Origin of the sequence: Streptomyces winkii (genome assembly GCF_032248595.1) — a bacterium.
Classification (GTDB): Bacteria; Actinomycetota; Actinomycetes; order Streptomycetales; family Streptomycetaceae; genus Streptomyces; species Streptomyces winkii.
In genome coordinates, this window is the sequence record NZ_JASTTH010000001.1 from 580,287 (window position 1) to 600,969 (window position 20,683).

Genomic DNA, 20,683 nt, shown 5'->3' on the forward strand with positions numbered 1-20,683 from the left:
GGTGCGGAGGGAGCGGCGAGAGCGCTCGCCGGTGAACTCGGTGCCGTTCGCCGCCGCGAGTGCGGGGCCCGCGCCGGAACCGTTCGTTCCGGCGCCGTTCGCCGCCGTGCCGTGGATCCCGGTGCCGTTCGCCGCGGCGGTGGCCGCCTCCGTACCGGCCGGCTCGGCCGCTCCGGGCGGCGGGCTGCCGTCCCAGTCCTGCGGAAGCACCGGCACCGGCCAGCGCGGGTCCGGGCGCCAGCTCTCCCAGCCGTCCCGGAACGGCGACCCCCATGAGGCGATCTGCTCGACCACCGCGCGCCCGGCGGCCCGTACCCGCGCGGCGAGCGCGTCGTCGACGAGGCCCGCGCGCTGCGCGGCTGCGAACTCGTCCTCGTCCCGCCACTCCCAACTGCGGTCCGCGTAGACGGCGATGTCGAGGAAGTGGTCCTCGGAGTCGATGCCGCCCGCCCAGCGACGCCGCGGCTCTTCGAGGTTCACGTACCAGTTCTTGAACTGCCAGTCGCGCTCCCAGAACAGCCACACCGACCACGGCTCGCCGGGACGGGCCAGCTTCAGCACGCCCGTCCCGAACCAGCGGGAGAGCACCGTCCTGCGCGGCTTGGTGTAGCGGGTCGCCAGCGGCTCGTGGTGTACGGGCGTGCCGTCCGCGATCTCCGGCTTGACGCAGACCGTGCCCGGTGCCACCCATGCTGCGAGCAGCTCCGGGGTGTCGCGGACGACGGTGACGGGACGGCAGATGTGCGGGCTCCCGGTGCCGTTGGCGCGGTAGCGCCACAGGATGCGGGTGCCCGGGGCCCAGTGGCCTTCGCTCCGGTCGCCGCCGGTGCCGGTGCCGCTGCCGCCGCCGCGTGGGCCGGCTGCCGCTCCCGCGGGGCCCGCCGCTCCTGCCGTCTCCGCTGTCATGCGCAGATCCTAGGCGTGCCCGGCACCGGGCGCCGTGAGCCGAGGTCCGAATGCGCCACGGTCCGGCGGGCGGCGGCACCGGCTCCCGTGGGCCTCCGCTGAAACCGTCTCAGGGGCGGGTCATGCGCAGGACGTCGAGCGCCTCGTCCAGCTCTTCGAGGGTCAGATCGCCGCGCTCGACGTGCCCCGCCTCCAGGACCGCCTCCCGGATGGTCTTGCGCTCCGCGAGCGCCTTCTTGGCCACCGCCGCCGCGTTCTCGTACCCGATGTGCCTGTTGAGCGGTGTCACGACGGACGGCGACGACTCCGCGTACTCCCGGGCGCGCTCCGCATCGGCCGTGATGCCGTCCACCGTGCGCTCCGCGAGGAGCCGGGAGACGTTGGAGAGCAGCCGCACCGACTCCAGCAGGTTCTTCCCCATCACCGGCAGCATGACGTTCAGCTCGAAGTTCCCGGACGCCCCGGCCGCCGCGATCGTCGCGTCGTTCCCCGTCACCTGGGCCGCGACCATCAGCACGGCCTCGGGGATCACCGGGTTCACCTTCCCCGGCATGATCGACGAGCCGGGCTGGAGGTCCGGCAGCCTGATCTCGGCGAGGCCGGTGCGCGGGCCCGAGGCCATCCAGCGCAGATCGTTGCAGATCTTGGTGAGGCTCACTCCGACCGTACGCAGCTGGCCCGAGGTCTCCACGAGCGCGTCCCGCGCCCCCTGCGCCTCGAAGTGGTCACGGGCCTCGGTCAGCGGCAGTCCCGTGTCCGCGGCGATCAGTTCGATGACGGCGGCGGCGAAGCCGGGCGGGGTGTTGATGCCGGTGCCCACCGCCGTGCCGCCGAGGGGGAGTTCGGCCAGGCGCGGCAGCGATGAGCGCAGCCGCTCGACCCCGTACCGGATCTGTGCCGCGTAACCGGCGAACTCCTGGCCCAGCGTGACGGGGGTCGCGTCCATCAGATGCGTACGGCCCGACTTGACGACCCCCGCGAACTCCTCGGCCTTGCGGGAGAGCGACGCCTCCAGCATCTCCAGGGCCGGGATCAGGTCGCGGGTGACGGCGGCGGTGGCGGCGATGTGGATCGAGGACGGGAAGACGTCGTTCGACGACTGGCTCGCGTTGACATGGTCGTTGGGGTGTACGGGCGCTCCCAGCCGCTCCGTGGCGAGCGTCGCGACGACCTCGTTCATGTTCATGTTGGACGAGGTGCCGGAGCCGGTCTGGAAGACGTCCACCGGGAACTCCGCGTCCCAGCGCCCACCGGCGACCTCCTCGGCCGCCGCACGGACCGCCTCCGCCAACTCGGGCTCCAGCACGCCCAGATCGGCGTTGACCCTGGCCGCCGCGGCCTTGATGCGGGCCAGCGCCTCGATGTGGGCGCGCTCCAGGCGCCGGCCGCTGATGGGAAAGTTCCACACCGCGCGCTGCGTCTGCGCCCGCCACTTGGCCTCCGCGGGCACGCGGACCTCGCCCATCGAGTCGTGCTCGACCCGGTACTCCTGGCTGTCGCTCATTCGTGTGCACCTCCGTAGGGGGCAGCGCCCCCGCCGCGCGCGGTCATTCCCGACGCCGACGGGTACCCCGCTACGCGGCCCGCACCTTTCCTGACGGCCGCCCTCGCGTTGCTCGGCCCCTGGGGGCCGTCTACCCGCCCGTGCGGACCGGGATCGAGGTGACGAAGGGCTGGGACGGGCCTGGGTCCGTGAAGAAGTCGTTTCCCTTGTCGTCCACGACGATGAACGCCGGGAAGTTCTCCACCTCGATCCGCCAGACCGCCTCCATGCCCAGCTCCTCGTACTCCAGCACCTCGACCTTCTTGATGCAGTCCTGCGCGAGGCGGGCGGCCGGGCCGCCGATGGAGCCGAGGTAGAAGCCGCCGTGCTCGGCGCACGCCTCGGTCACGCGCGAGCTGCGGTTGCCCTTCGCGAGCATGACCATCGAGCCGCCGGCGGCCTGGAACTGTGCGACGTACGCGTCCATGCGCCCCGCGGTCGTCGGGCCGAAGGAGCCCGAGGCGTAGCCCTCGGGGGTCTTGGCCGGGCCCGCGTAGTAGACGGGGTGGTCCTTGAGGTACTGCGGCATCTCCTCGCCCGCGTCGAGCCGTTCCTTGATCTTCGCGTGCGCGATGTCACGGGCCACGACCAGCGTCCCGGTCAGCGACAGCCGCGTCTTGACGGGATGCTTGGACAGCTCGGCGAGGATCTCGGGCATGGGACGCGCGAGGTCGATGCGTACGGCGTCCTGGTCCGCCCCGGCGCCCTCGGTCAGCTGCTCCTCGGTCGTCTCCGGCAGGAAGCGCGCCGGGTCGGTCTCCAGCTGCTCAAGGAAGACGCCCTCGGCGGTGATCTTCGCCTTGGCCTGCCGGTCCGCGGAGCACGAGACGGCGATCGCGACGGGGCAGGACGCGCCGTGCCGCGGCAGCCGCACCACGCGCACGTCGTGGCAGAAGTACTTGCCGCCGAACTGCGCGCCGATGCCGATCTTCTGAGTCAGTTCGAAGACCTGCTGCTCCAGCTCCTTGTCGCGGAAGCCGTGCCCCGCCGGGGAACCCTCGGCGGGAAGCTCGTCGAGATAGTGGGCGGAGGCGTACTTCGCGGTCTTGAGCGCGTACTCGGCGCTCGTCCCGCCCACGACGATCGCCAGGTGGTACGGCGGGCAGGCGGCCGTGCCCAGCGAACGGATCTTCTCCTCCAGGAACTTCATCATGCTCGCCTCGTTGAGGACGGCCTTCGTCTCCTGGTAGAGGAAGGACTTGTTGGCGCTGCCGCCGCCCTTGGCCATGAAGAGGAACTTGTAGGCGTCGCCGTCGGTCGCGTACAGCTCGATCTGCGCCGGGAGGTTGGTGCCGGTGTTCTTCTCGTCCCACATGTTCAGCGGCGCCATCTGCGAGTAGCGCAGGTTGAGCCGGGTGTACGCGTCGTAGACGCCGAGGGAGAGGGCTTCCTCGTCGCCGCCCGCCGTGAGGACCTGCTGGCCGCGCTTGCCCATCACGATGGCCGTGCCGGTGTCCTGGCACATGGGCAGCACGCCCGCGGCGGCGATGTTCGCGTTCTTCAGCAGATCGAGCGCCACGAAGCGGTCGTTGGCGCTCGCCTCCGGGTCGTCGAGGATCCGGCGCAGCTGCGCGAGATGCCCCGGCCGCAGGCAGTGCGAGATGTCGTGAATGGCCTCGGCGGCGAGCAGGCGCAGGGCCTCCGGCTCCACCCGCAGGAAGGTCCGCCCGTCGGCCTCGAAGGTGCTCACCCCCTCCGTCGTGACGAGGCGGTACGGAGTGGGGTCCTCGCCCAGCGGGAGCAGATCCGTGTAGGTGAAGTCCGGTCGGGACGGGCTGGCTGCCATCGGTGGGCTCTTCCTCTCGTACGGCTCGTGCGGCTCTCGGCTGGGCCACTCCTCGGGGCTTCCCCAGAGGGAAGGCGATGGGGAGAGCGCGTCCATCAGCGTAGAGCGCCCGGACCGGGCCGTGGAGGTGAGGTGGCCCTCATCGTCCTCATCGGGGCCTCGCCGCGCCGGTGTTGGGTTCCGTCCGGGTCTCATTGATGCGGCCGACGGTCTAGTCGCGATCTATCGCGTTTGGGTAGTCTGCTCGCGTGACTGATTCTCCGCTCGAAAAGAAGCCCGGGACCGGCCCGGAGACCAGGCCCGCGGTCAAGGACGCCGAGGCGGCCGCCGTCTCCGTGCGCGCCTCGGACGCAGACCGCGACCGGATCGCCGACATCCTCCGTGAGGCGCTGGCGGAGGGCCGCCTCGACGCGGAGGAGCATTCGGAGCGCATCGACGTCCTGTACAAGGCCAAGACGCTCGGCGAACTCGAGCCGCTCGTACGGGATCTGCCCGCCGGCCGGGTGCGGCAGGAGGAGCCCCGGGCCCACGTGTCCGCGGAGTACCGGCCGCCGGCGCAGACGCACGCGTCCGTGCACGGAGACGGCGCCAAGGACAACCTGGTCGCGATCTTCAGTGGCAGCACCCGCAAGGGACGTTTCCGCGTCCCGGGCAAGATCAACGCCTTCGCCTGCTTCGGCGGCATCGAGATCGATCTGACCGAGGCCGTCTTCGAGCGGCAGCATCTCCAGATCAACGCGACCGCGATCTTCGGCGGCATCGAGATCCGCGTCCCCGAGAACGTCACGCTGCGGCAGAAGGGCGCCGGGATCTTCGGCGGATTCGACGTCCACACCGGGGAGTCGGACGATCCGCACGCCCCGGTCGTGCTGGTCGAAGGGGCCGCGGTCTTCGGCGGCGTCGAAGCCAAGCCGAAGATCGGGAAGCGGCTGCGCGATCTCCGCGGCCGCACGCGCAAGGAGCTCTGAACGACGGCGGGCGGCGCGGCACTTCGGCGGCGCGGGGAAACCCGTCCGCATTCCTACGGTATGCATACCGGTGCACACAGCGGGTAGAGCCTGGGCATCGTTTCACGTACGGCGGCAGCGCGAACTGCCGTGCGCAGCAAGTCGGGTGAAGGTGCCCCCCGTCGTCCCGTCAGGAGTAGACCGTGCTGCAACCGCCGCATCAGTCCCTTCAGGCAGCCGCCCCCGTTCCCGCACAGCGGACTTCCGCTCGCGAGGACGAGGAAGGCCCCTGGCACTCGGAGGCAGTCTGCCGCCGGGACGAAGCGGGACTCTTCTTTGCCCCGTCGAAGGAGCCCACCGCGGCGAGGCTCTCGCGCGAGCAGGCGGCGAAGCGGGTCTGCGCCCGCTGCCCCGTGATGATCGAGTGCCGCGAGCACGCACTGCTGCTCCCCGAGCCGTACGGCGTATGGGGCGGCCTGACCGCCGCCGAGCGCCGCGTCGTACTGGCCAGACGGCGCAGGCGGGAGGCCGCTGCCGCGGCCGAAGACGCCGGGCAGGTCTCCCGCATCGCCTGAGCGGGCCCTCTGTCTGTCGCGCCCTCTGTCTGTCCTGCGCGCGGTCTGTCGTGCCCGCGCATGTGCCGCGCCGGGGGCCCGTCCCGGCCGCACCGTGTTACGTGTCCGAAACGGCCCCCCGGCAGAATCGCGCCACATGAGGATCGAGCAGGTCGACTGGACGGCCCCCGACGCCGTCGCGCTGCGCGCCAGGCAGCGCGTGGAGATCGCCGAGCGGTACGGCACCCCGGACAGCGAGCCCGGTGTGGCGCCCTCGGAGGAGGACGTCGTGGTGTTCTTCGTCGCGTACGAGCACGGCGGCACCGCCGTGGGCTGCGGCGGGCTCCGCGATCTCGGGGACGGCGTCGGAGAGATCAAGCGCATGTATGTGACGCCGCCGTGGCGCGGATCGGAGTTCGCCCCGCGGATCCTGGACGCGCTGGAGGACTGGGCGCGCGGACAGGGATGGCGGAGCCTCCGGCTGGAGACCGGGGACCGCCAGCCCGACGCCGTCCGCTTCTACACCCGTTCCGGGTACGAGCCGATCCCGAACTTCGGCGCGTACGCCGGCGTGGAGGCGTCCCGGTGCTTCGAGCGGCTGCTCGGGTAGGCGGCGCGCACGGGCAGGCCGACCCGTCCGGCCCGTGCCCTTCGTGCGCCGTACCGTCCTAGCGGGCGCGGTCGAAGTCGACGGCGCTGTACGCACGGAGCTTGGAGAGCTTGTGCGTCGAGTCGATCATCCTGATCGTGCCGGACTTCGAGCGCATCACCAGTGACTCGGTGAACGCGCGCTCGCCCCTGTAGTGCACGCCGCGCAGCAGCTCGCCGTCCGTGATGCCGGTGGCGACGAAGAAGACGTTCTCGCCGCCGACGAGATCCTCGGTGTGCAGCACGCGGCCCAGGTCGTGCCCCGCGTCGAGCGCCCGCTTCTTCTCCTCCTCGTCCTTCGGCCACAGCATGCCCTGGATCGTGCCGCCCAGGCACTTGATCGCGCAGGCCGCGATGATGCCCTCCGGCGTGCCGCCGACGCCCAGCAGCAGATCGACGCCCGTGCCTTCGCGCACGGCCATGATCGCGCCCGCGACGTCGCCGTCCGAGATGAACTTGATCCGGGCTCCCGCCTCCCGGAGCTCCTTGACCATGCCGTCGTGGCGTGGACGGTCGAGGACGACGACCGTCACGTCGTCCGGTGTGCAGCCCTTCGCCTTGGCGACGCGGCGGACGTTGACGGCGGGCGGTGCCGTGATGTCGACGAACTCCGCCGCGTCCGGGCCGGTGACGAGCTTGTCCATATAGAAGACCGCGCTCGGGTCGAACATCGTGCCCCGCTCGGCCACGGCGAGGACGGACACCGCGTTGGACATCCCCTTGGCGGTGAGCGTGGTGCCGTCGACCGGGTCCACGGCGACGTCGCACTCGGGGCCCGTGCCGTCGCCGACCCGCTCCCCGTTGAAGAGCATCGGCGCCTCGTCCTTCTCGCCCTCGCCGATGACGACCACACCGTTCATCGAGACCGTCGAGACGAGGTGGCGCATCGCCTTCACCGCCGCGCCGTCCGCCCCGTTCTTGTCGCCGCGGCCGACCCAGCGGCCCGTGGCCATGGCGCCCGCCTCCGTGACCCGTACGAGTTCGAGGGCGAGGTTGCGGTCGGGGGCCTCGGGGCTGACGTCGAGCGGGGAGGGGAGGTGCTGATGATCGGTCATCGGGCACACCTTTCTGCTCGGCTGGTGACGGCGGCCGGGCTAAACGAGGGTCCTTCGAGGGTACCCAGCATCCGCCAGAGTGAGCAGTGGGCCCCACGGATGAGCGGCTTTGCCGGGCCCTGCCCAGGCCCTGCTCACAGCCTGCCCAGGCCCTGCTACGGACCTGCTCCGGGCCTGTCCGGGGCCCGATCGGATCTTGCTCCGTTCCTGTTCGGAGCGTGTTCCGCTCCTGTTCCGGCCGTGTTCGGAGTCTGCTCCGTTCCCGTTCCGGCAGGGTTCCGCTCCTGTTCCGGTGCCCGCCGGCCGGTCTCCGGCCCGCGGGGCCGTCCCTCCGTCCCGGCCCTGCGGGACCCCCGATGCCACGCGTGCTGTGGCGTCGGCGACGATGGGGGCGTGGCAGCACAAGCAGAGCAGCCGGGCAGACGGCAGGGCAGCAGGACGGTGCGGGGCATGGTGCCCTCGCTGGCAGTGGTCGTGCTGTCCGCGTTTGTGATCTATCTCTTCATCCCGCACGACGAGAGCGTGGACCCGGTCAAGCCCGTCGGCTACAAGGTCGAGCTGGACTCCGCCCGCCGCGCCGCGCCCTACCCGGTGCTCGCGCCCGAGGGGCTGCCCGCGAAGTGGCGCGCGACGTCCGTGCGGTACGACGCCACGGGCCCCCGGGGACGCGCCTGGCACCTGGGCTTCATGACGCCCGACACCCAGTACGCGGCGGTCGAGCAGAGCGACGCCAAACGCCCGGTGCAGTTCATCGAGGACGTCACGCAGGGCGCGCGGGAGACCGGGAAGACGGTGCGCGTGCGCGGCGAGGAGTGGACCCGGTACGAGGGTCCGAAGTACGACGCGCTCGTACGGACGTCCACGACCCGCGACCCGGGTGGCAAGGCCGCCTCCGAGAGCGCCGGGGATTCCGGGGCCTCCGGAGGCTCCGGCAAGGGCCGCCCGTACACCACCGTCGTGACCGGGACCGCTTCCTTCGGGCAGCTCCAGAAGATGGCGTCCGCGCTCCGCTCCGGCGGGAACGGCGGCAGCGGCAAGGGCTGACGCCCGCCTGAGGCGTCGCCTGCCCCCGCCGCCCCAGGCCTCGGGTTCCGGCCTCAAGCCAGCCTCAAGGCCCCGGCCTCAGACCTCCGTGACCGCGTCCTCGTACGCGAGACGCGGCGAGCGCGTCCTGTACGCCTCCTCGCCGGGCCTGCCGATGTTGACCACGAGCAGCGTCTTCTGCTTGCCGTCGCCGAAGAACTCCTTGTCGACGCCGTGCCGGTCGAAGCCGCTCATCGGCCCCGCGGCCAGCCCGGCGGCACGGACCCCGAGGATGAAGTACCCGGCCTGGAGCGTCGCGTTGAACGTGCCCGCGGCCTCGCGCGCGCCGGCCTCGGAGAAGAACTTGTCCTTCACGGAGGGCGCGTGCGGCAGGAGTTCGGGCAGCCGCTCGTGGAACTCGAGGTCGACGGAGAGTACGGCCGTGAGCGGAGCCGTCGAGGTCTTGGGCCTGTTGCCCTCCGACATGTGCCGCACCAGCCGGGCGCGGGCTTCGGGGGAGCGGACCAGGGTGATCCGGAGCGGGGACTGGTTGAACGCCGTCGGGGCGTACTTGACCAACTCGTACACCGCCCGTATCTGTTCGTCGCTCACCGGCTCGTCGGAGAAGGTGTACGCGGTGTGTGCCTCGCGGAAGAGCAGATCCTGGGCGGTCGGGTCGAGGGCGAGAGTCATGTGGGGATGCCTTGCCTTTGCGCGCTGTAGTTCGAGGGGCGGTTCACCGTAGTCGGGAACCTCTTGCGTCCTCCACCAACAACCGAGCCCCGCTCAATCTTCCGCTTCGGCGCTTTCACTTGCTCACGCTGGTCAGCGCCCGCGCGGGGCGCCTTCCGCATCTTCGTCCTCGGCCTCGCCCTCGCTCTCGTCCTCGTACGAGTCCGCGGGGAGCGCGTCCGCCCCCGCCTCCGGGTCCGCGTCGTCGCCCGCCTCGGCCTCCGCCTCCAGCACGGCGTCCAGCCGGGCCCTCGCGCCCTCCAGCCACTCACGGCAGATGCGGGCCAGCTCCTCGCCGCGCTCCCACAGCGCCAGCGACTCCTCCAGCGTCGCGCCGCCCGCCTCCAACTGCTGGACGACGCGCACCAGTTCGCCCCGGGCCTGCTCATAGCTGAGCGCGGAGCGCACCTGCTCCCTGTCCGTCCCCACGCCCGATTCCGTCTCCGTGTCCGAGGTCATGCGGCAACCCTAAGCGTCCGGTCCGACGGTGACGCCGAACTCCCCTTCCGCGACCCGTGCCCGGAGCTTCTCGCCCTCCGCGGTCTCCTCCGCGGCCCTGACCACGCTGCCGTCCTCCCGCTGAAGCACCGCGTAGCCCCGCTGGAGCGTCGCCGCGGGGGAGAGCGCGACGACCCGGGCGCGCGTGTGCGCCAGCTCGTCCTCCGCCCTCTCCAGGCGGTGGCCCAGCGTGCGCCGGGTGCGCGCCAGCAGAAATGCGATCTCCTCCGCGCGCTCCTCCACCATCGCGTGCGGATCGGCCATCGCAGGACGGCTCATGACGTCGCCGAGCCCTCGCTCCTCCCGGTCCAGGAAGGCGTTGATCACGCGGTACGCACGCGCCCTCAACTCCCGTACGCGCTCGTGCTCTTCGCCGACGTCGGGCACGACGTCCTTGGCCGCGTGCGTCGGCGTGCGCGAGCGCAGATCGGCGACGAGGTCGAGCAGCGGCGCGTCCGCCTCGTGGCCGATGGCTGAGACGACGGGCGTACGGCACGCGGCCACCGTGCGCACGAGTTCCTCGTCCGAGAAGGGCAGCAGATCCTCCATGCTGCCGCCGCCGCGCGTCACGATGATCACGTCGACGTCGGGACGCCCGTCCAGCTCCCGCACCGCCTCGATCAGCTGCGGCACGGCCCGCACGCCCTGCACCGCCGTGTGCCGCACCTCGAACCGGACGGCCGGCCACCGCTCGCGCGCCGTGTGCAGCACATCCCGCTCGGCGTCCGAGGCGCGGCCCGTGACGAGGCCCACGCGCTGCGGCAGGAACGGCAGCGACTGCTTCCGCTCCGCCGCGAACAGCCCTTCTGCGGCAAGCGACTTCTTCAGCTGCTCCAGCCGCGCCAGCAGCTCGCCGATCCCGACCGGCCGGATCTCGGCGGCCCGCAGCGACAGCGTGCCCTGCCTCCCGTACCAGACCGGCTTCGCGTAGACGACGACCCGCGCGCCCTCGGAGACGACGTCCTTCACACGGTCGAAGACGTCACGGAAACAGGTGACGCTGATCGAGACGTCACGCGACGGGTCCCGCAGCGTGAGGAACGCCATCCCGGCACCCGGCCGGGGCGAGAGCTGGATGATCTGGCCCTCCACCCACACCGCGCCGAGCCGGTCGATCCAGCCGCCGATCAGCCGGGAGATCTCACCGACGGGAACCGGGGCCTCGGGCGTGGTGATGAGAGCCATACGAGGACCCTAACGGCCGCCGCCGACAGCCCGCGGCCCGCGCGTCCCCGGTACCAGCCCCCCGGCTGGTGCCGCCGATGCCTGCCGATGCCTGCCGGTGCCACGGGTGCCACCGGTGCGCCGCCGCCGACGTGCGCGCGAGGCGCCCGCCGCCAACGCCCTTACGATGGACGCATGTCTGCAACGCCCTCCCATCCCCTCGGGCATCGCCCTGGGGAGACCCCAAGGTCCGCAGCCGACACCCCCGGCGCCCGGCGCCGCGTGCTGCTCGCCGCCCCCCGGGGCTACTGCGCCGGCGTGGACCGCGCGGTCATCGCCGTCGAGCAGGCGCTGGAGCAGTACGGCGCCCCCGTCTACGTACGCCACGAGATCGTGCACAACAAGTACGTGGTGAAGACGCTGGAGAAGAAGGGCGCGATCTTCGTCGAGGAGACCGCCGAGGTCCCCGAGGGCGAGATCGTCATCTTCTCCGCGCACGGCGTCGCCCCCGAGGTCCACGAGGAGGCGGAGCGCGGCAAACTCGCCACGATCGACGCGACCTGCCCGCTCGTGACGAAGGTGCACAAGGAGGCCGTGCGCTACGCCAAGGAGGACTACGACATCCTCCTCATCGGCCACGAGGGCCACGAAGAGGTCATCGGCACGAGCGGCGAGGCGCCCGACCACGTGACTCTGGTCGACGGCCCGGACGACGTCGGGAACGTCGAGGTCCGCGACCCGGACAAGGTCGTCTGGCTCTCGCAGACCACGCTCTCCGTCGACGAGACGATGGAGACCGTCGACGCCCTCAAGGGCCGCTACCCCAACCTGCTCTCCCCGCCCAGCGACGACATCTGCTACGCGACGCAGAACAGGCAGACGGCCATCAAGCAGGTCGCCAAGGACGCCGATCTCGTGCTGGTCGTCGGCTCCAAGAACTCGTCCAACTCCGTGCGCCTGGTGGAGACGGCCCTCGCGCACGGCGCCAAGGACGGCCGCCTGGTCGACGGCGCGGAGGAGATCGACGAGGCCTGGCTGGAGGGCGTGACCACGGTCGGCCTCTCATCCGGTGCGTCCGTTCCGGACGTGCTGGTCGACGGGGTGCTGGAGTGGCTCGCCGAGCGCGGCTGGGAAGACGTCGAGATCGTGCAGCCGGTGGAGGAGCGCATGCAGTTCTCCCTGCCGAAGGAGCTGCGGCGGGATCTGCGCGCGGAGGCGGCCCGCAAGACGGGCTGACGGCCGCCCCTCGACCGCCGGTTCAGCGCCCGGCGGCGGGTCCGAAGTCCGCCTCGCCGCCGGTCCCCCTCGTGATCTCAGGGTTTGTCGGCCTCCGCCGCCGCCTCGTCCTCGGCGTCCTCGGCTTCCATGAGCGCCCGTACGCGCGACTGCTGCACCATCAGCGCGATCTTCCGCATGGTGACGATGAGCACCGCGAGGAGCGTCCCCGCGTAGAGCCAGACGGCGTTGACGGCGAGCACGGGGAACAGGTTCGTCAACCGGTCCTTGATGCCCTGGTCTCCCGCACCGCCGCTGATGAAGAAGAGCCCCGAGGTGAACGCGAGCGGTGCCGCGACGGGGGCGGTCACGAGATCGGTGGGACGTACCCAGGCGGCGCATGCCACACAGACGACCAGGAAGGCACCCCCGTACACGGCGGGCGTGCCGCCGAGGAGCCAGCGGTCGGCCGCTCCCGCCAGCAGCATCAGCAGTACGCCCAGCAGTCCGCTGCCCAGCGCGGTGAGGCGGGCCCGCGGCAGCCACGAGACCGCGTCGGTCAGCGGTGCGGGGATCAGCGGGAAGCGCAGCTGCGCCTGGTAGAGCGCGGCGGCCTCCTGCCGTACGGCGCCGGCGCCGCCGCCGGGCCTGCGGCGCCGCTCCCGCCCGGCCGGGGCGGCGGCGCCGGATGCGGAGTCGGGCGTACGTGCGGAGCTGACGGGAGGCGAGGCGGGCGGGCCCGCTGCCGCGGCGGCCGCGGCCCGGGGTGCCGTACTGCGCGGGCGGCGCTGCCGCTGCCCCTCGTTCTGTGAATGCCCCTGACTCTGCCCCGGTTCCTGCCCCTGCCCCGGCCCCTGACCGGGGTCTTTCCCACCCGTGTGAGCGCTGTGCTGCTGTTCCACTGCTCCAACGTAGGCCGCGTCACCGCTGTTCACCGGGGACGGACACGCATTGGCCGTCAGTTCGAGCCGTAGACTGGTGGACCGGCCGGACTCGGTCCGCACGCCTCGCACGCTCTGCCAGCCTCAGATCTCGCAACGGGAAGTCGCCACGTGTCGCTCACGATCGGAATCGTCGGCCTGCCGAACGTCGGCAAGTCGACCTTGTTCAACGCCCTGACCAAGAACGAGGTGCTGGCGGCCAACTATCCGTTCGCCACGATCGAGCCGAACGTCGGCGTGGTCGGCGTGCCCGACCCTCGTCTGGGCACCCTGGCCGAACTCTTCGCCTCGGAGAAGGTGCTGCCCGCCACGGTGGACTTCGTCGACATCGCGGGCATCGTGCGCGGGGCGAGCGAGGGCGAGGGCCTCGGCAACAAGTTCCTGGCGAACATCCGCGAGTCGGACGCGATCTGCCAGGTCATCCGCGCGTTCCACGACGACAACGTCGTACACGTCGACGGCAAGATCTCGCCGAAGGACGACATCGAGACGATCAACACCGAGCTGATCCTCGCCGACCTCCAGACCATCGAGAAGGTGCTGCCCCGGCTGGAGAAGGAAGCCCGGGTGAAGAAGGACAAGCAGGGAGAGGTCAAGGCCGTCCAGGAGGCCAAGGACATCCTGGAACAGGGCCGCACCCTCTACTCCGCGGGCCTCGCGCAGGGCAGCGAGGCCGCGGCGCCGCTGTACGACCTGCATCTGCTGACGACGAAGCCGTTCATCTACGTCTTCAACGTCGACGAGGACGAGCTGACCGACGAGGACTTCAAGGAGAGCCAGCGCGCACTCGTCGCCCCGGCCGAGGCCGTCTTCCTCAACGCCAAGCTGGAAGCGGACCTCGCCGAGCTCGACGAGGACGAGGCCCTGGAACTCCTCCAGACCGTCGGTCAGGACGAGCCCGGCCTCGCGACCCTCGCCCACGTCGGCTTCCGCACGCTAGGGCTCCAGACGTATCTGACGGCGGGCCCGAAGGAATCCCGTGCCTGGACGATCAAGAAGGGCGCGACGGCCCCGGAGGCCGCCGGGGTCATCCACACCGACTTCCAGCGCGGCTTCATCAAGGCGGAGATCGTCTCGTTCGACGAACTGGTCGCGGCGGGCTCGGTGGCCGAGGCCCGCGCCAGGGGCAAGGCCCGTATGGAGGGCAAGGACTACGTGATGCGCGACGGCGACGTGGTGGAGTTCCGCTTCAACGTGTAGCGCGGCTCGAGTTCAGGCCTCTGGCTTCTTCCGGTGCCGGGATGGCCCGCGCCGTGTTCGTTCCCGGTTACGGGCCCGGATCGCGATGCGGATCCGTCACTTCTCGCCTGCGAGCTTCCTGACTTGTGCGCCCGTCAGCGCCTTGGGGAATGCCCGTACGTCCTTGATGGTGCCTTCGAAGCCGCGGACGAACTGGTCGCCCAGCCGGGCTCGGCCGACGGCGAAGTCTCCCTCCGAACTCCGGTCCCCCTCCCGGTGGACGGTGTCTTGGAGCTTCCCGTCGACGTACAGGCGGATCAGGCCCTCGGGTGCGTCGTAGACGCCGGCCAGAGCGGTCCAGCGGCCGGCACGCGGGGCCGCGTCGGATTCCGCCTCATCGGCCGCGGAGGTCTGCTCGTCCTCCCTGTGCATGCGCATCTCCCAGCGGTCCTCCACCGGGTCGAACTGGAGCTGAAAGGAACTGACCTCGGCTCCGTCCTGGCTGGCCACGGTCTGATACTCGTCCTTGTTACGCAGCTTCACACGGGCCGAAACAGAGAAGCTGCTGTCGGTGTCGAGCACGGGATCTTGTGATGTCACCGACTGTTGCCCGAAGAACGACACTCCACCGTCTTTCAGGGGCTTCGGCGGCGGATTCCCGATGAGCTTCCCGGCCTCGCCGTTGCCCGAACTGTCGTCGGTTTCGCCGTCTTTGGTCTCGTCGAAGAGCCACTCCAGGGCCGCATCCGGTACCGAGGGACCGGAGGTGCGCCGATCGCGGTCGTCGGAAGGCTGCCGGCGAGAGCCGCTCGCAGAATCGGTCGGTGACGAGGAGCCGGCGATCGACCCCGAAGTGCCGGGTTCGCCGGACTTCGACGGTGCCGGAACCGATGGGACCTTCTTCGCCGGCGGTTCGCCACTGCGTTGAGGCAGCGATGAGCCGGACTCCTGCGCATAGACGAACGCCGCCACCAGTGAACACACGCCCAGGACACCGGCGACCAGCGTGATGCGCCCGGCACGGCCCCTGGAGCCGCTGGCCTTCCGCTCGGCGACCCCGGCCCTCGCCAGCGCGCCCCACCTCGCTCTGCCAAGCACACCGCCGTGCTCTTCGGGGTCCGGGGAGTCCGGGAAGACCGCCTCTCCGGCGTCTCCCCGGGGCGCATCCGCCCGTTCTTCCCCATGGACGGCGATGGGCGCCGAGACCCATTCCGCGCGTCGAGTGGCGGCGTATGCCTGCCCTCCCCAGGGGAGCACGGCGTCCACCAGGAGTCCGCCGAAGTTCGCGTACATGCCCTCCAGATCGGCGACCGTGCGGGAGCAGTGGGCACATTCCTGAAGATGCGGAATCACAGCCGCGGTGTTGCCGCCCCTGTGGTCGGCGTAGGCCATGACCATCCGGTGGAAACGGCGGCAGTCGTCCGTCATTCCTTCATGCGAAATCCGCTCATAAGCGTCGTAGAAATCCCTGTACGCGCGCCTGGTAAGCGTCGGAATCTCCCGAGGGTCGGACAGTTCGGAGCCCAGCAGGCGCCCGATCCAGCCGCTGTCGGAGTGCTCCACGACCTGATGCCACATCACCGTCTGCAGGTTGGCCGGCAGCGCGTAGAACGCCCGCCAGATCGCCGAGCCACCGTGGAAGATCGTGGCATCACCGCTGGAGGGGTCGTAGTCCAGTGCCGCCAGCCGCGTGCGCAGCCATTCCGCCAAGTTGGCGTCGAGCGCGCCCCATTGGTTCGTGTGCGCGACTTCGGCGGCTGCTTGCAGCACCGACGACAACGCGCGGGGTCGCAGCGCCCCGTCCTCGCCCGTGTCCTGCGGCCACAGGACCAGCCGCCAAGCGTGCTCGGCGAGTTGGTGCGCTGCCGCGTCGTCGGTCACGCACAACCCGGCCATTTTCCGCACAGCGCCGAAATGACGCCCCGTCAGTTCGATCTGGGCCGCGTCGCCTGACTCCCCGCCGGCACGAGCGAGTTCGAGCAGTTCGGCGTCGGACAGCCGCTCAGGTTCCATTCGTCCGATTCCCCCATCGATCACGGCGTGGCATCAGGGAGCGGCAGCAGTGACGTCTCGGCCTGCGGGCGCCATGATTCTTCTCCGTGATTCAACTAGTCGTCCTCTACGGGGTGATGCCTCGCCCGCAGTGCGGATGGCATTGTCCTCACGCTTCTCCCGTACGGTATCCACCAGCGCAATCCGCACACCTCCGCCGAGTGGAATTTGGCACAGACATACAAGGGTTCAACCGCCCGCCGCGCCGACGGCGGCAGCCGCAGGCGCGGCGGGCGGGAACCGGATCCCGTTGGCCGCGCCGGCGGCCGCACCGCCCCACGTTCCGTGCGGTGTTGCGAGTTCGCTCTTGTCGACGTGCACCTCGCCGTCGTACTCCTTGGTGATCACAGCGGCGCTGTAGTCGCCGATCGCCCCAGCCTCATGGAGGGTTTCTTTACGTCAGCATGGCCCTCTCGCGCCCGAGTCTCATTCGGTAGGTGCCGAGAGATGAATACGGAAATCGGCCTTCGTCACGGCGTATGTCCTTTCCGTTTCTCGCCGCTCCGGGAAAGAGAACGACGGGCCTGAAGCCGCATGGCGAAAGCCGTTCCCGACGCGAACCGGCAGTCCGGCGACGCCTACCGCGTATTCGCCCTGTGACCCCGAAGAGAACCCAATGGCGTCGAGGGGCGCGAGCCATGCGGCGATTCGGCGTTCTCCGGCCGAGACCGGTGGTGGCCTATGCCGTGGTCGGCCAGAGCTGGATGAGCCAGCGCTCCGGGCCGTGTGGGAAGCCCACCTCGTCTTGGGAAAGGCCCGCTGCTGCTTGGCGTCCGGTGGCCGCTCCGCGCAGGCGATAGCTGCCGGGGTGGCGGAGCGTGATCGGGTTGCCGCTGACCCAAGCGGTGGCGGACTGCAAGCGGAGCTCGGTCGAGTCGACTTGTGCGGTCCCCTCCTGCACTTCCTCCCAGGTGTCGTCCAGCTCCGGGGGCCGGCCCAGCCAGTATTCGACGCGCACCCGGGCGTAGTGGTCGAAGCCGCCGCTGCGGAACGTCGCCCCACCGGAGCCGGTTGCCATCAGTGTTCCGCGGGCGGGCCGTCCGAGGTCCAGTGCGATGGCGGAACTGTGGTGGGCCTGGAGCGCGAGGACGCCGTACTCGGCCAGTACCTCCTCCTCTACCACCTGGACAGGGTGCACTGGACGCGGGAAGCCGGATCGGTCCATTGGGCGCTTCAGCTTTCGTGGGGCCGGAGCTTTCGTGATGCCGGGGGATCCAGGACGTCCGGAACCCCCGGCGCTTGAACGATGGAGCTTTCCGGTGTCAGGGGTTGATCTGCACCCAGAAGGCGTCCTTGGCCAGAATGTGGTCCTCGGTATACCAGGCGCCGAGCGCGGAACCGGCGTTACCGTTCTCCTCACCGTCGACCATTCTGGCCGAGTACTTCCACCGCGCCCCGGGCTGCACTTCTGTGTAGTGCGCGCCTTCCCAGGTGGACCGGAAGGGGTACTCGTCGCACTGCATCCCCGGAGTGCCCCAGTTGGGATCCCGCTCACGGCATGTTGTGCGGACCACCCGGTTGTTGGCGTTGTAGTAGAGCCTGGCCTCCTCGTCCATCCCGGGATACAGGCGGGTCAGGGGTTTGCCGCTCTTGCGGGCACCGGGGATTTCCGTACCGACGCCGCCGGGGTAGACGTTCGCCGGATCGTCCTGGGCCTTCTTGATGTGTGCGGCGACCGAGTCGACACCGGCCCCGTTCAGGCTGTAGTGCATGGTGGCCGGCACCTGGTCGAAGATGCAGCCACCGCCGCTGGCGTAGGCCGCTGCGTCGCAGCGGAACGGTTCCTCGAACTGGGTGCTTCCGGTCGCGCTCGTCAGCCGGATCCGCATGTCGTGGTAGTTGACGCGGTCCTGGTCGTAGTGGACTCCGTCGCCTCCTCCTTCGGAGCGGGTCGTGATGAAGGAGGCATACGCATTCCCGTTGAACTGCCAGCCGCTGATGGTGTCCTGGCGTCCTCCGCCGATCTCGTCGCATTCGGCGTTGACGAGGTTCAGGCAGGACAGACGGATGCCCAGCGGTGCCTTGGAGTCGCGTATGCCCCAGCCGTCCCAGTCATCGAGTTCCAGGTCGAACCTGATGCGCTGCACACCGCGTTCGCCCCTGCCCAGCATGGTCAGGCGGAACTGGTATTCGCCCACGAGGACGGGCCGGCCCCAGATGTACCTGTAGAAGCGGTAAGTGGGGCGTGAGACCAGGCAGAAGGCGAAATGGTTCTTGCGGCGCACCTCCTGTTCGTTGTCGTCGCCAGGGTCGTGTGCTCGGCACTGATCCCAGGAGTAGTAGTCGTAGGCCGCCTTCGTCCGCTGGGCGGGGGGCGGCTCCGGCTCGTCGTTCTGGGAGGCGACGGTCGCCTTGCGCTGCTCATGTGCCGCTTCATGCAACGTACGCGTGGACTTTTCACCGTCGTCGGACTTCAGCTGACGGCGAGTCAGCTCCTGCCAGGTGTCCTTGTCGCTGCCCTTCGGCATGACCAACTTGCCGACGAGGCGGCCGTCCTGGGAACCGGGTGTCCCGTCAGCGGCCGCGGCGGGAAGGGTCGCACCTGCCATGACGAGCGCCAGGGCGGCGATCACTGCGGCGCGCGCTCCCCTCCGTCTGCGGCGCCGGCGTACGAGTTCACTCAAGCTCATGTCCGTTTCCCCCTCCTATGACCCGCGGACCCCCCTGCGGGTGGCATGGACATGGACTAGTTGAATGGCCGGTTGTATGCACTGTCGAGGGCAATTTCGGACTACTCCCGAAATGTGCTGCCGGAAACAGCGCTCGAAAGCTCCCACTGGGATCAGACGGATCAGAAGGACCAGACGGGTCAAAGGAACGTCGTTGCGCTGATGGGAAGTTCCCCCGCGAACCGGAACTTTGCCATCCATTCATCTCGGTATCGCTTCGCGGCCCGCCCCCGGATCGACGGGGCCGTCTTCAATCACCAAGGTCCCGATCGTTCGAGATCCCGAGATGAGGAGGGGACCGTGTCATCACCACTGTCCCGTAGAGATGTGCTCCGTACCAGCGCCTTCGGCGGGCTGGGCATCGCGGTCGCCGGCAGCCTGGACGCCATCGCGGCGCCCGCGGCCGCGGCGGTCACCCGCAGTGCCGGCGGATACGGCAAGTTGGTCTCCGACCCGGCGGGTCTGCTGTCCCTGCCGGAGGGTTTCAGCTACCGGATCATCGCCGAGAGCGGTGTGACGAAGCTGGAGAGCGGTGAGCCGACGCCGTCCGACCCCGACGGCACCGCGTGCTTCCCGCGCGGCGACGGCAAGGGCTCGGTGCTGGTCAGCAACCACGAGATCCAGGGCGACGAGGACCACGCCGTGCCGCCGCTGCCCGGCCTGACGTACGACCCGGGCGCCCGGGGCGGCACCACCAACATCGTCGTCGACTCCGACGGCAAGCGAGTGGGCCAGTACGTGAGCCTGGCAGGCACGGTCAACAACTGCGCCGGCGGGCACACCCCGTGGAACACCTGGCTGACGTGCGAGGAGACCGAGGAGCGCGCCGGCGGCGCCCTCCAGAAGGACCACGGTTACGTCTTCGAGGTCGACGCCTTCGACCGCGACGCCAACACCGAGCCGATACCGCTGAAGTTCCTGGGCCGCTACGCGCACGAGGCCGTCGCCGTCGACCCCCGCGGGCCCGTCTACCTCACCGAGGACGCCAGTGGGCCGCACGGCCTGTACTACCGCTGGACTCCGCCCAGGGGCTTCCGCCCGGGCAAGGGTGCGCTGCGGGCCCTCGCGCTCTCCGACGGCGGCGACACCGCGGGCAGCCTCCAGGCGATGAGCTGCTTCAAGGGCGGCAAGCACATCGCCGACCTGTCCGAGGCCACGCAGACGGGCACCCGCTACAACGTGAAGTGGACCGACGTGCCCGACCGCGATGCCGGAAACGAGTCCGTGCGCAAGCAGTTCGAGGCCGGCCAGGTGACCGGCAGCCGCAAGCTCGAGGGCGCGTACTGGGCCGACGGCGGTGCCTACTTCGTCGCCAGCTACGCCCGCGCCGACGACGGCAGCGCCAACGAGCACGACGGTCAAGTCTGGTTCTACGACCCGCAGTCGGAGACGGTCACGCTGAAGACCATCTTCGGCGTGAACCCCGACCCCGACGCCGACACGAACTACGACGGCCCCGACAACATCGTCGTCGATCCGCACGGCGGCCTGATCCTCGCCGAGGACGGAGAGGGCATCCAGCACCTCGTGGGCGTCACCGAGCGGGGCACCGCCTACCCGCTGGCCCGCAACGATCTCAACGACAGCGAGTTCACCGGGCCGACGTTCAGCGACGACGGCCGCATCCTGTTCGCCAACATCCAGAGCCCGGGCCACGTCTTCGCCATCACGGGCCCCTGGGACCGGCGGGCCGGCGGCCGCGGCTAGGCGGCTGCGCAGCGTCGTTCGGATCAGCCGGTCGCGGTCGGACCCCACATAGCCGGCACCCCCT

At 70.3% G+C, this 20,683-nt stretch carries 18 protein-coding genes and 1 pseudogene; 7 read left to right on the forward strand and 12 right to left on the reverse strand.

Annotation, left to right across the window (positions count from 1 at the left end):
- Window positions 1–180: 180 nt before the first annotated feature.
- The 3 genes and pseudogenes from fomD to QQM67_RS02705 all read right to left on the reverse strand — a co-directional run.
- Window positions 181–906, reverse strand: a pseudogene (gene fomD, locus QQM67_RS02695) (cytidylyl-2-hydroxypropylphosphonate hydrolase); the annotation flags it as partial.
- Between the two features lie 109 nt (window positions 907–1,015).
- Complete coding sequence (locus tag QQM67_RS02700) at window positions 1,016–2,410, reverse strand: class II fumarate hydratase (protein WP_314171877.1); 1,395 nt, start codon at window positions 2,408–2,410, stop codon at window positions 1,016–1,018.
- 130 nt (window positions 2,411–2,540) lie between these two features.
- A complete protein-coding gene (locus QQM67_RS02705) occupies window positions 2,541–4,235 on the reverse strand; it encodes a fumarate hydratase (protein ID WP_314171878.1) in 1,695 nt (564 codons plus the stop codon).
- A 248-nt stretch (window positions 4,236–4,483) separates the two neighbouring features.
- Between QQM67_RS02705 and QQM67_RS02710 the strand changes: the two genes are divergently transcribed.
- The 3 genes from QQM67_RS02710 to QQM67_RS02720 all read left to right on the forward strand — a co-directional run bounded on the left by QQM67_RS02710 (window position 4,484) and on the right by QQM67_RS02720 (window position 6,346).
- Entirely contained in the window at window positions 4,484–5,203 is a 720-nt protein-coding gene (locus tag QQM67_RS02710) for a DUF1707 SHOCT-like domain-containing protein (RefSeq protein ID WP_314171879.1), read from the forward strand.
- Between the two features lie 182 nt (window positions 5,204–5,385).
- Window positions 5,386–5,757 carry a WhiB family transcriptional regulator gene (locus QQM67_RS02715; RefSeq protein WP_314171880.1) on the forward strand — a complete coding sequence of 124 codons (372 nt, stop codon included), beginning with the start codon at window positions 5,386–5,388 and terminating at the stop codon, window positions 5,755–5,757.
- 136 nt (window positions 5,758–5,893) lie between these two features.
- On the forward strand, window positions 5,894–6,346 hold the full coding sequence (locus QQM67_RS02720; protein ID WP_314171881.1) for a GNAT family N-acetyltransferase: 453 nt from the start codon (window positions 5,894–5,896) through the stop codon (window positions 6,344–6,346).
- 58 nt (window positions 6,347–6,404) lie between these two features.
- Here the strand turns inward: QQM67_RS02720 and glpX are convergent, their stop codons facing one another.
- Window positions 6,405–7,439, reverse strand: a complete 1,035-nt coding sequence (gene glpX, locus QQM67_RS02725; RefSeq protein ID WP_314171882.1) for a class II fructose-bisphosphatase — start codon at window positions 7,437–7,439, stop codon at window positions 6,405–6,407.
- Between the two features lie 393 nt (window positions 7,440–7,832).
- Between glpX and QQM67_RS02730 the strand changes: the two genes are divergently transcribed.
- Window positions 7,833–8,483 carry a DUF4245 domain-containing protein gene (locus tag QQM67_RS02730; RefSeq protein WP_314171883.1) on the forward strand — a complete coding sequence of 217 codons (651 nt, stop codon included), beginning with the start codon at window positions 7,833–7,835 and terminating at the stop codon, window positions 8,481–8,483.
- A 78-nt stretch (window positions 8,484–8,561) separates the two neighbouring features.
- Here the strand turns inward: QQM67_RS02730 and QQM67_RS02735 are convergent, their stop codons facing one another.
- The 3 genes from QQM67_RS02735 to xseA all read right to left on the reverse strand — a co-directional run bounded on the left by QQM67_RS02735 (window position 8,562) and on the right by xseA (window position 10,877).
- Complete coding sequence (locus QQM67_RS02735; protein ID WP_314171884.1) at window positions 8,562–9,155, reverse strand: malonic semialdehyde reductase; 594 nt, start codon at window positions 9,153–9,155, stop codon at window positions 8,562–8,564.
- Window positions 9,156–9,287: 132 nt separating this feature from the next.
- Window positions 9,288–9,653, reverse strand: a complete 366-nt coding sequence (locus QQM67_RS02740; RefSeq protein ID WP_314171885.1) for an exodeoxyribonuclease VII small subunit — start codon at window positions 9,651–9,653, stop codon at window positions 9,288–9,290.
- A gap of 9 nt (window positions 9,654–9,662) precedes the next feature.
- A complete protein-coding gene (xseA, locus tag QQM67_RS02745; protein WP_314171886.1) occupies window positions 9,663–10,877 on the reverse strand; it encodes an exodeoxyribonuclease VII large subunit in 1,215 nt (404 codons plus the stop codon).
- A 174-nt stretch (window positions 10,878–11,051) separates the two neighbouring features.
- Here xseA and QQM67_RS02750 point away from each other — a divergent pair, with 174 nt between their 5' ends.
- Window positions 11,052–12,092, forward strand: a complete 1,041-nt coding sequence (locus tag QQM67_RS02750; protein ID WP_314171887.1) for a 4-hydroxy-3-methylbut-2-enyl diphosphate reductase — start codon at window positions 11,052–11,054, stop codon at window positions 12,090–12,092.
- 77 nt (window positions 12,093–12,169) lie between these two features.
- On the opposite strand, the gene QQM67_RS02755 is transcribed toward QQM67_RS02750, so the two are convergent.
- Window positions 12,170–12,973 carry a DUF6542 domain-containing protein gene (locus QQM67_RS02755; RefSeq protein WP_314171888.1) on the reverse strand — a complete coding sequence of 268 codons (804 nt, stop codon included), beginning with the start codon at window positions 12,971–12,973 and terminating at the stop codon, window positions 12,170–12,172.
- 150 nt (window positions 12,974–13,123) lie between these two features.
- Here QQM67_RS02755 and ychF point away from each other — a divergent pair, with 150 nt between their 5' ends.
- Complete coding sequence (gene ychF / locus QQM67_RS02760; RefSeq protein ID WP_314171889.1) at window positions 13,124–14,212, forward strand: redox-regulated ATPase YchF; 1,089 nt, start codon at window positions 13,124–13,126, stop codon at window positions 14,210–14,212.
- A gap of 96 nt (window positions 14,213–14,308) precedes the next feature.
- Here the strand turns inward: ychF and QQM67_RS02765 are convergent, their stop codons facing one another.
- From QQM67_RS02765 to QQM67_RS02780, 4 genes are all read right to left on the reverse strand, one after another.
- Window positions 14,309–16,204: a LamG domain-containing protein gene (locus tag QQM67_RS02765; RefSeq protein WP_314171890.1), complete on the reverse strand. Its 1,896-nt coding sequence runs from the start codon at window positions 16,202–16,204 to the stop codon at window positions 14,309–14,311.
- Between the two features lie 228 nt (window positions 16,205–16,432).
- Complete coding sequence (locus QQM67_RS02770) at window positions 16,433–16,591, reverse strand: hypothetical protein (RefSeq protein WP_314171891.1); 159 nt, start codon at window positions 16,589–16,591, stop codon at window positions 16,433–16,435.
- A gap of 331 nt (window positions 16,592–16,922) precedes the next feature.
- Window positions 16,923–17,366 (reverse strand): hypothetical protein, encoded by a 444-nt coding sequence (locus tag QQM67_RS02775; RefSeq protein ID WP_314171892.1) that lies wholly within the window; start codon window positions 17,364–17,366, stop codon window positions 16,923–16,925.
- Window positions 17,367–17,505: 139 nt separating this feature from the next.
- Window positions 17,506–18,873, reverse strand: coding sequence for a NucA/NucB deoxyribonuclease domain-containing protein (locus QQM67_RS02780; protein ID WP_314171893.1), 1,368 nt, complete (start codon window positions 18,871–18,873; stop codon window positions 17,506–17,508).
- Between the two features lie 339 nt (window positions 18,874–19,212).
- Between QQM67_RS02780 and QQM67_RS02785 the strand changes: the two genes are divergently transcribed.
- Window positions 19,213–20,619 carry an alkaline phosphatase PhoX gene (locus tag QQM67_RS02785; protein ID WP_314171894.1) on the forward strand — a complete coding sequence of 469 codons (1,407 nt, stop codon included), beginning with the start codon at window positions 19,213–19,215 and terminating at the stop codon, window positions 20,617–20,619.
- Window positions 20,620–20,683 lie beyond the last annotated feature (64 nt).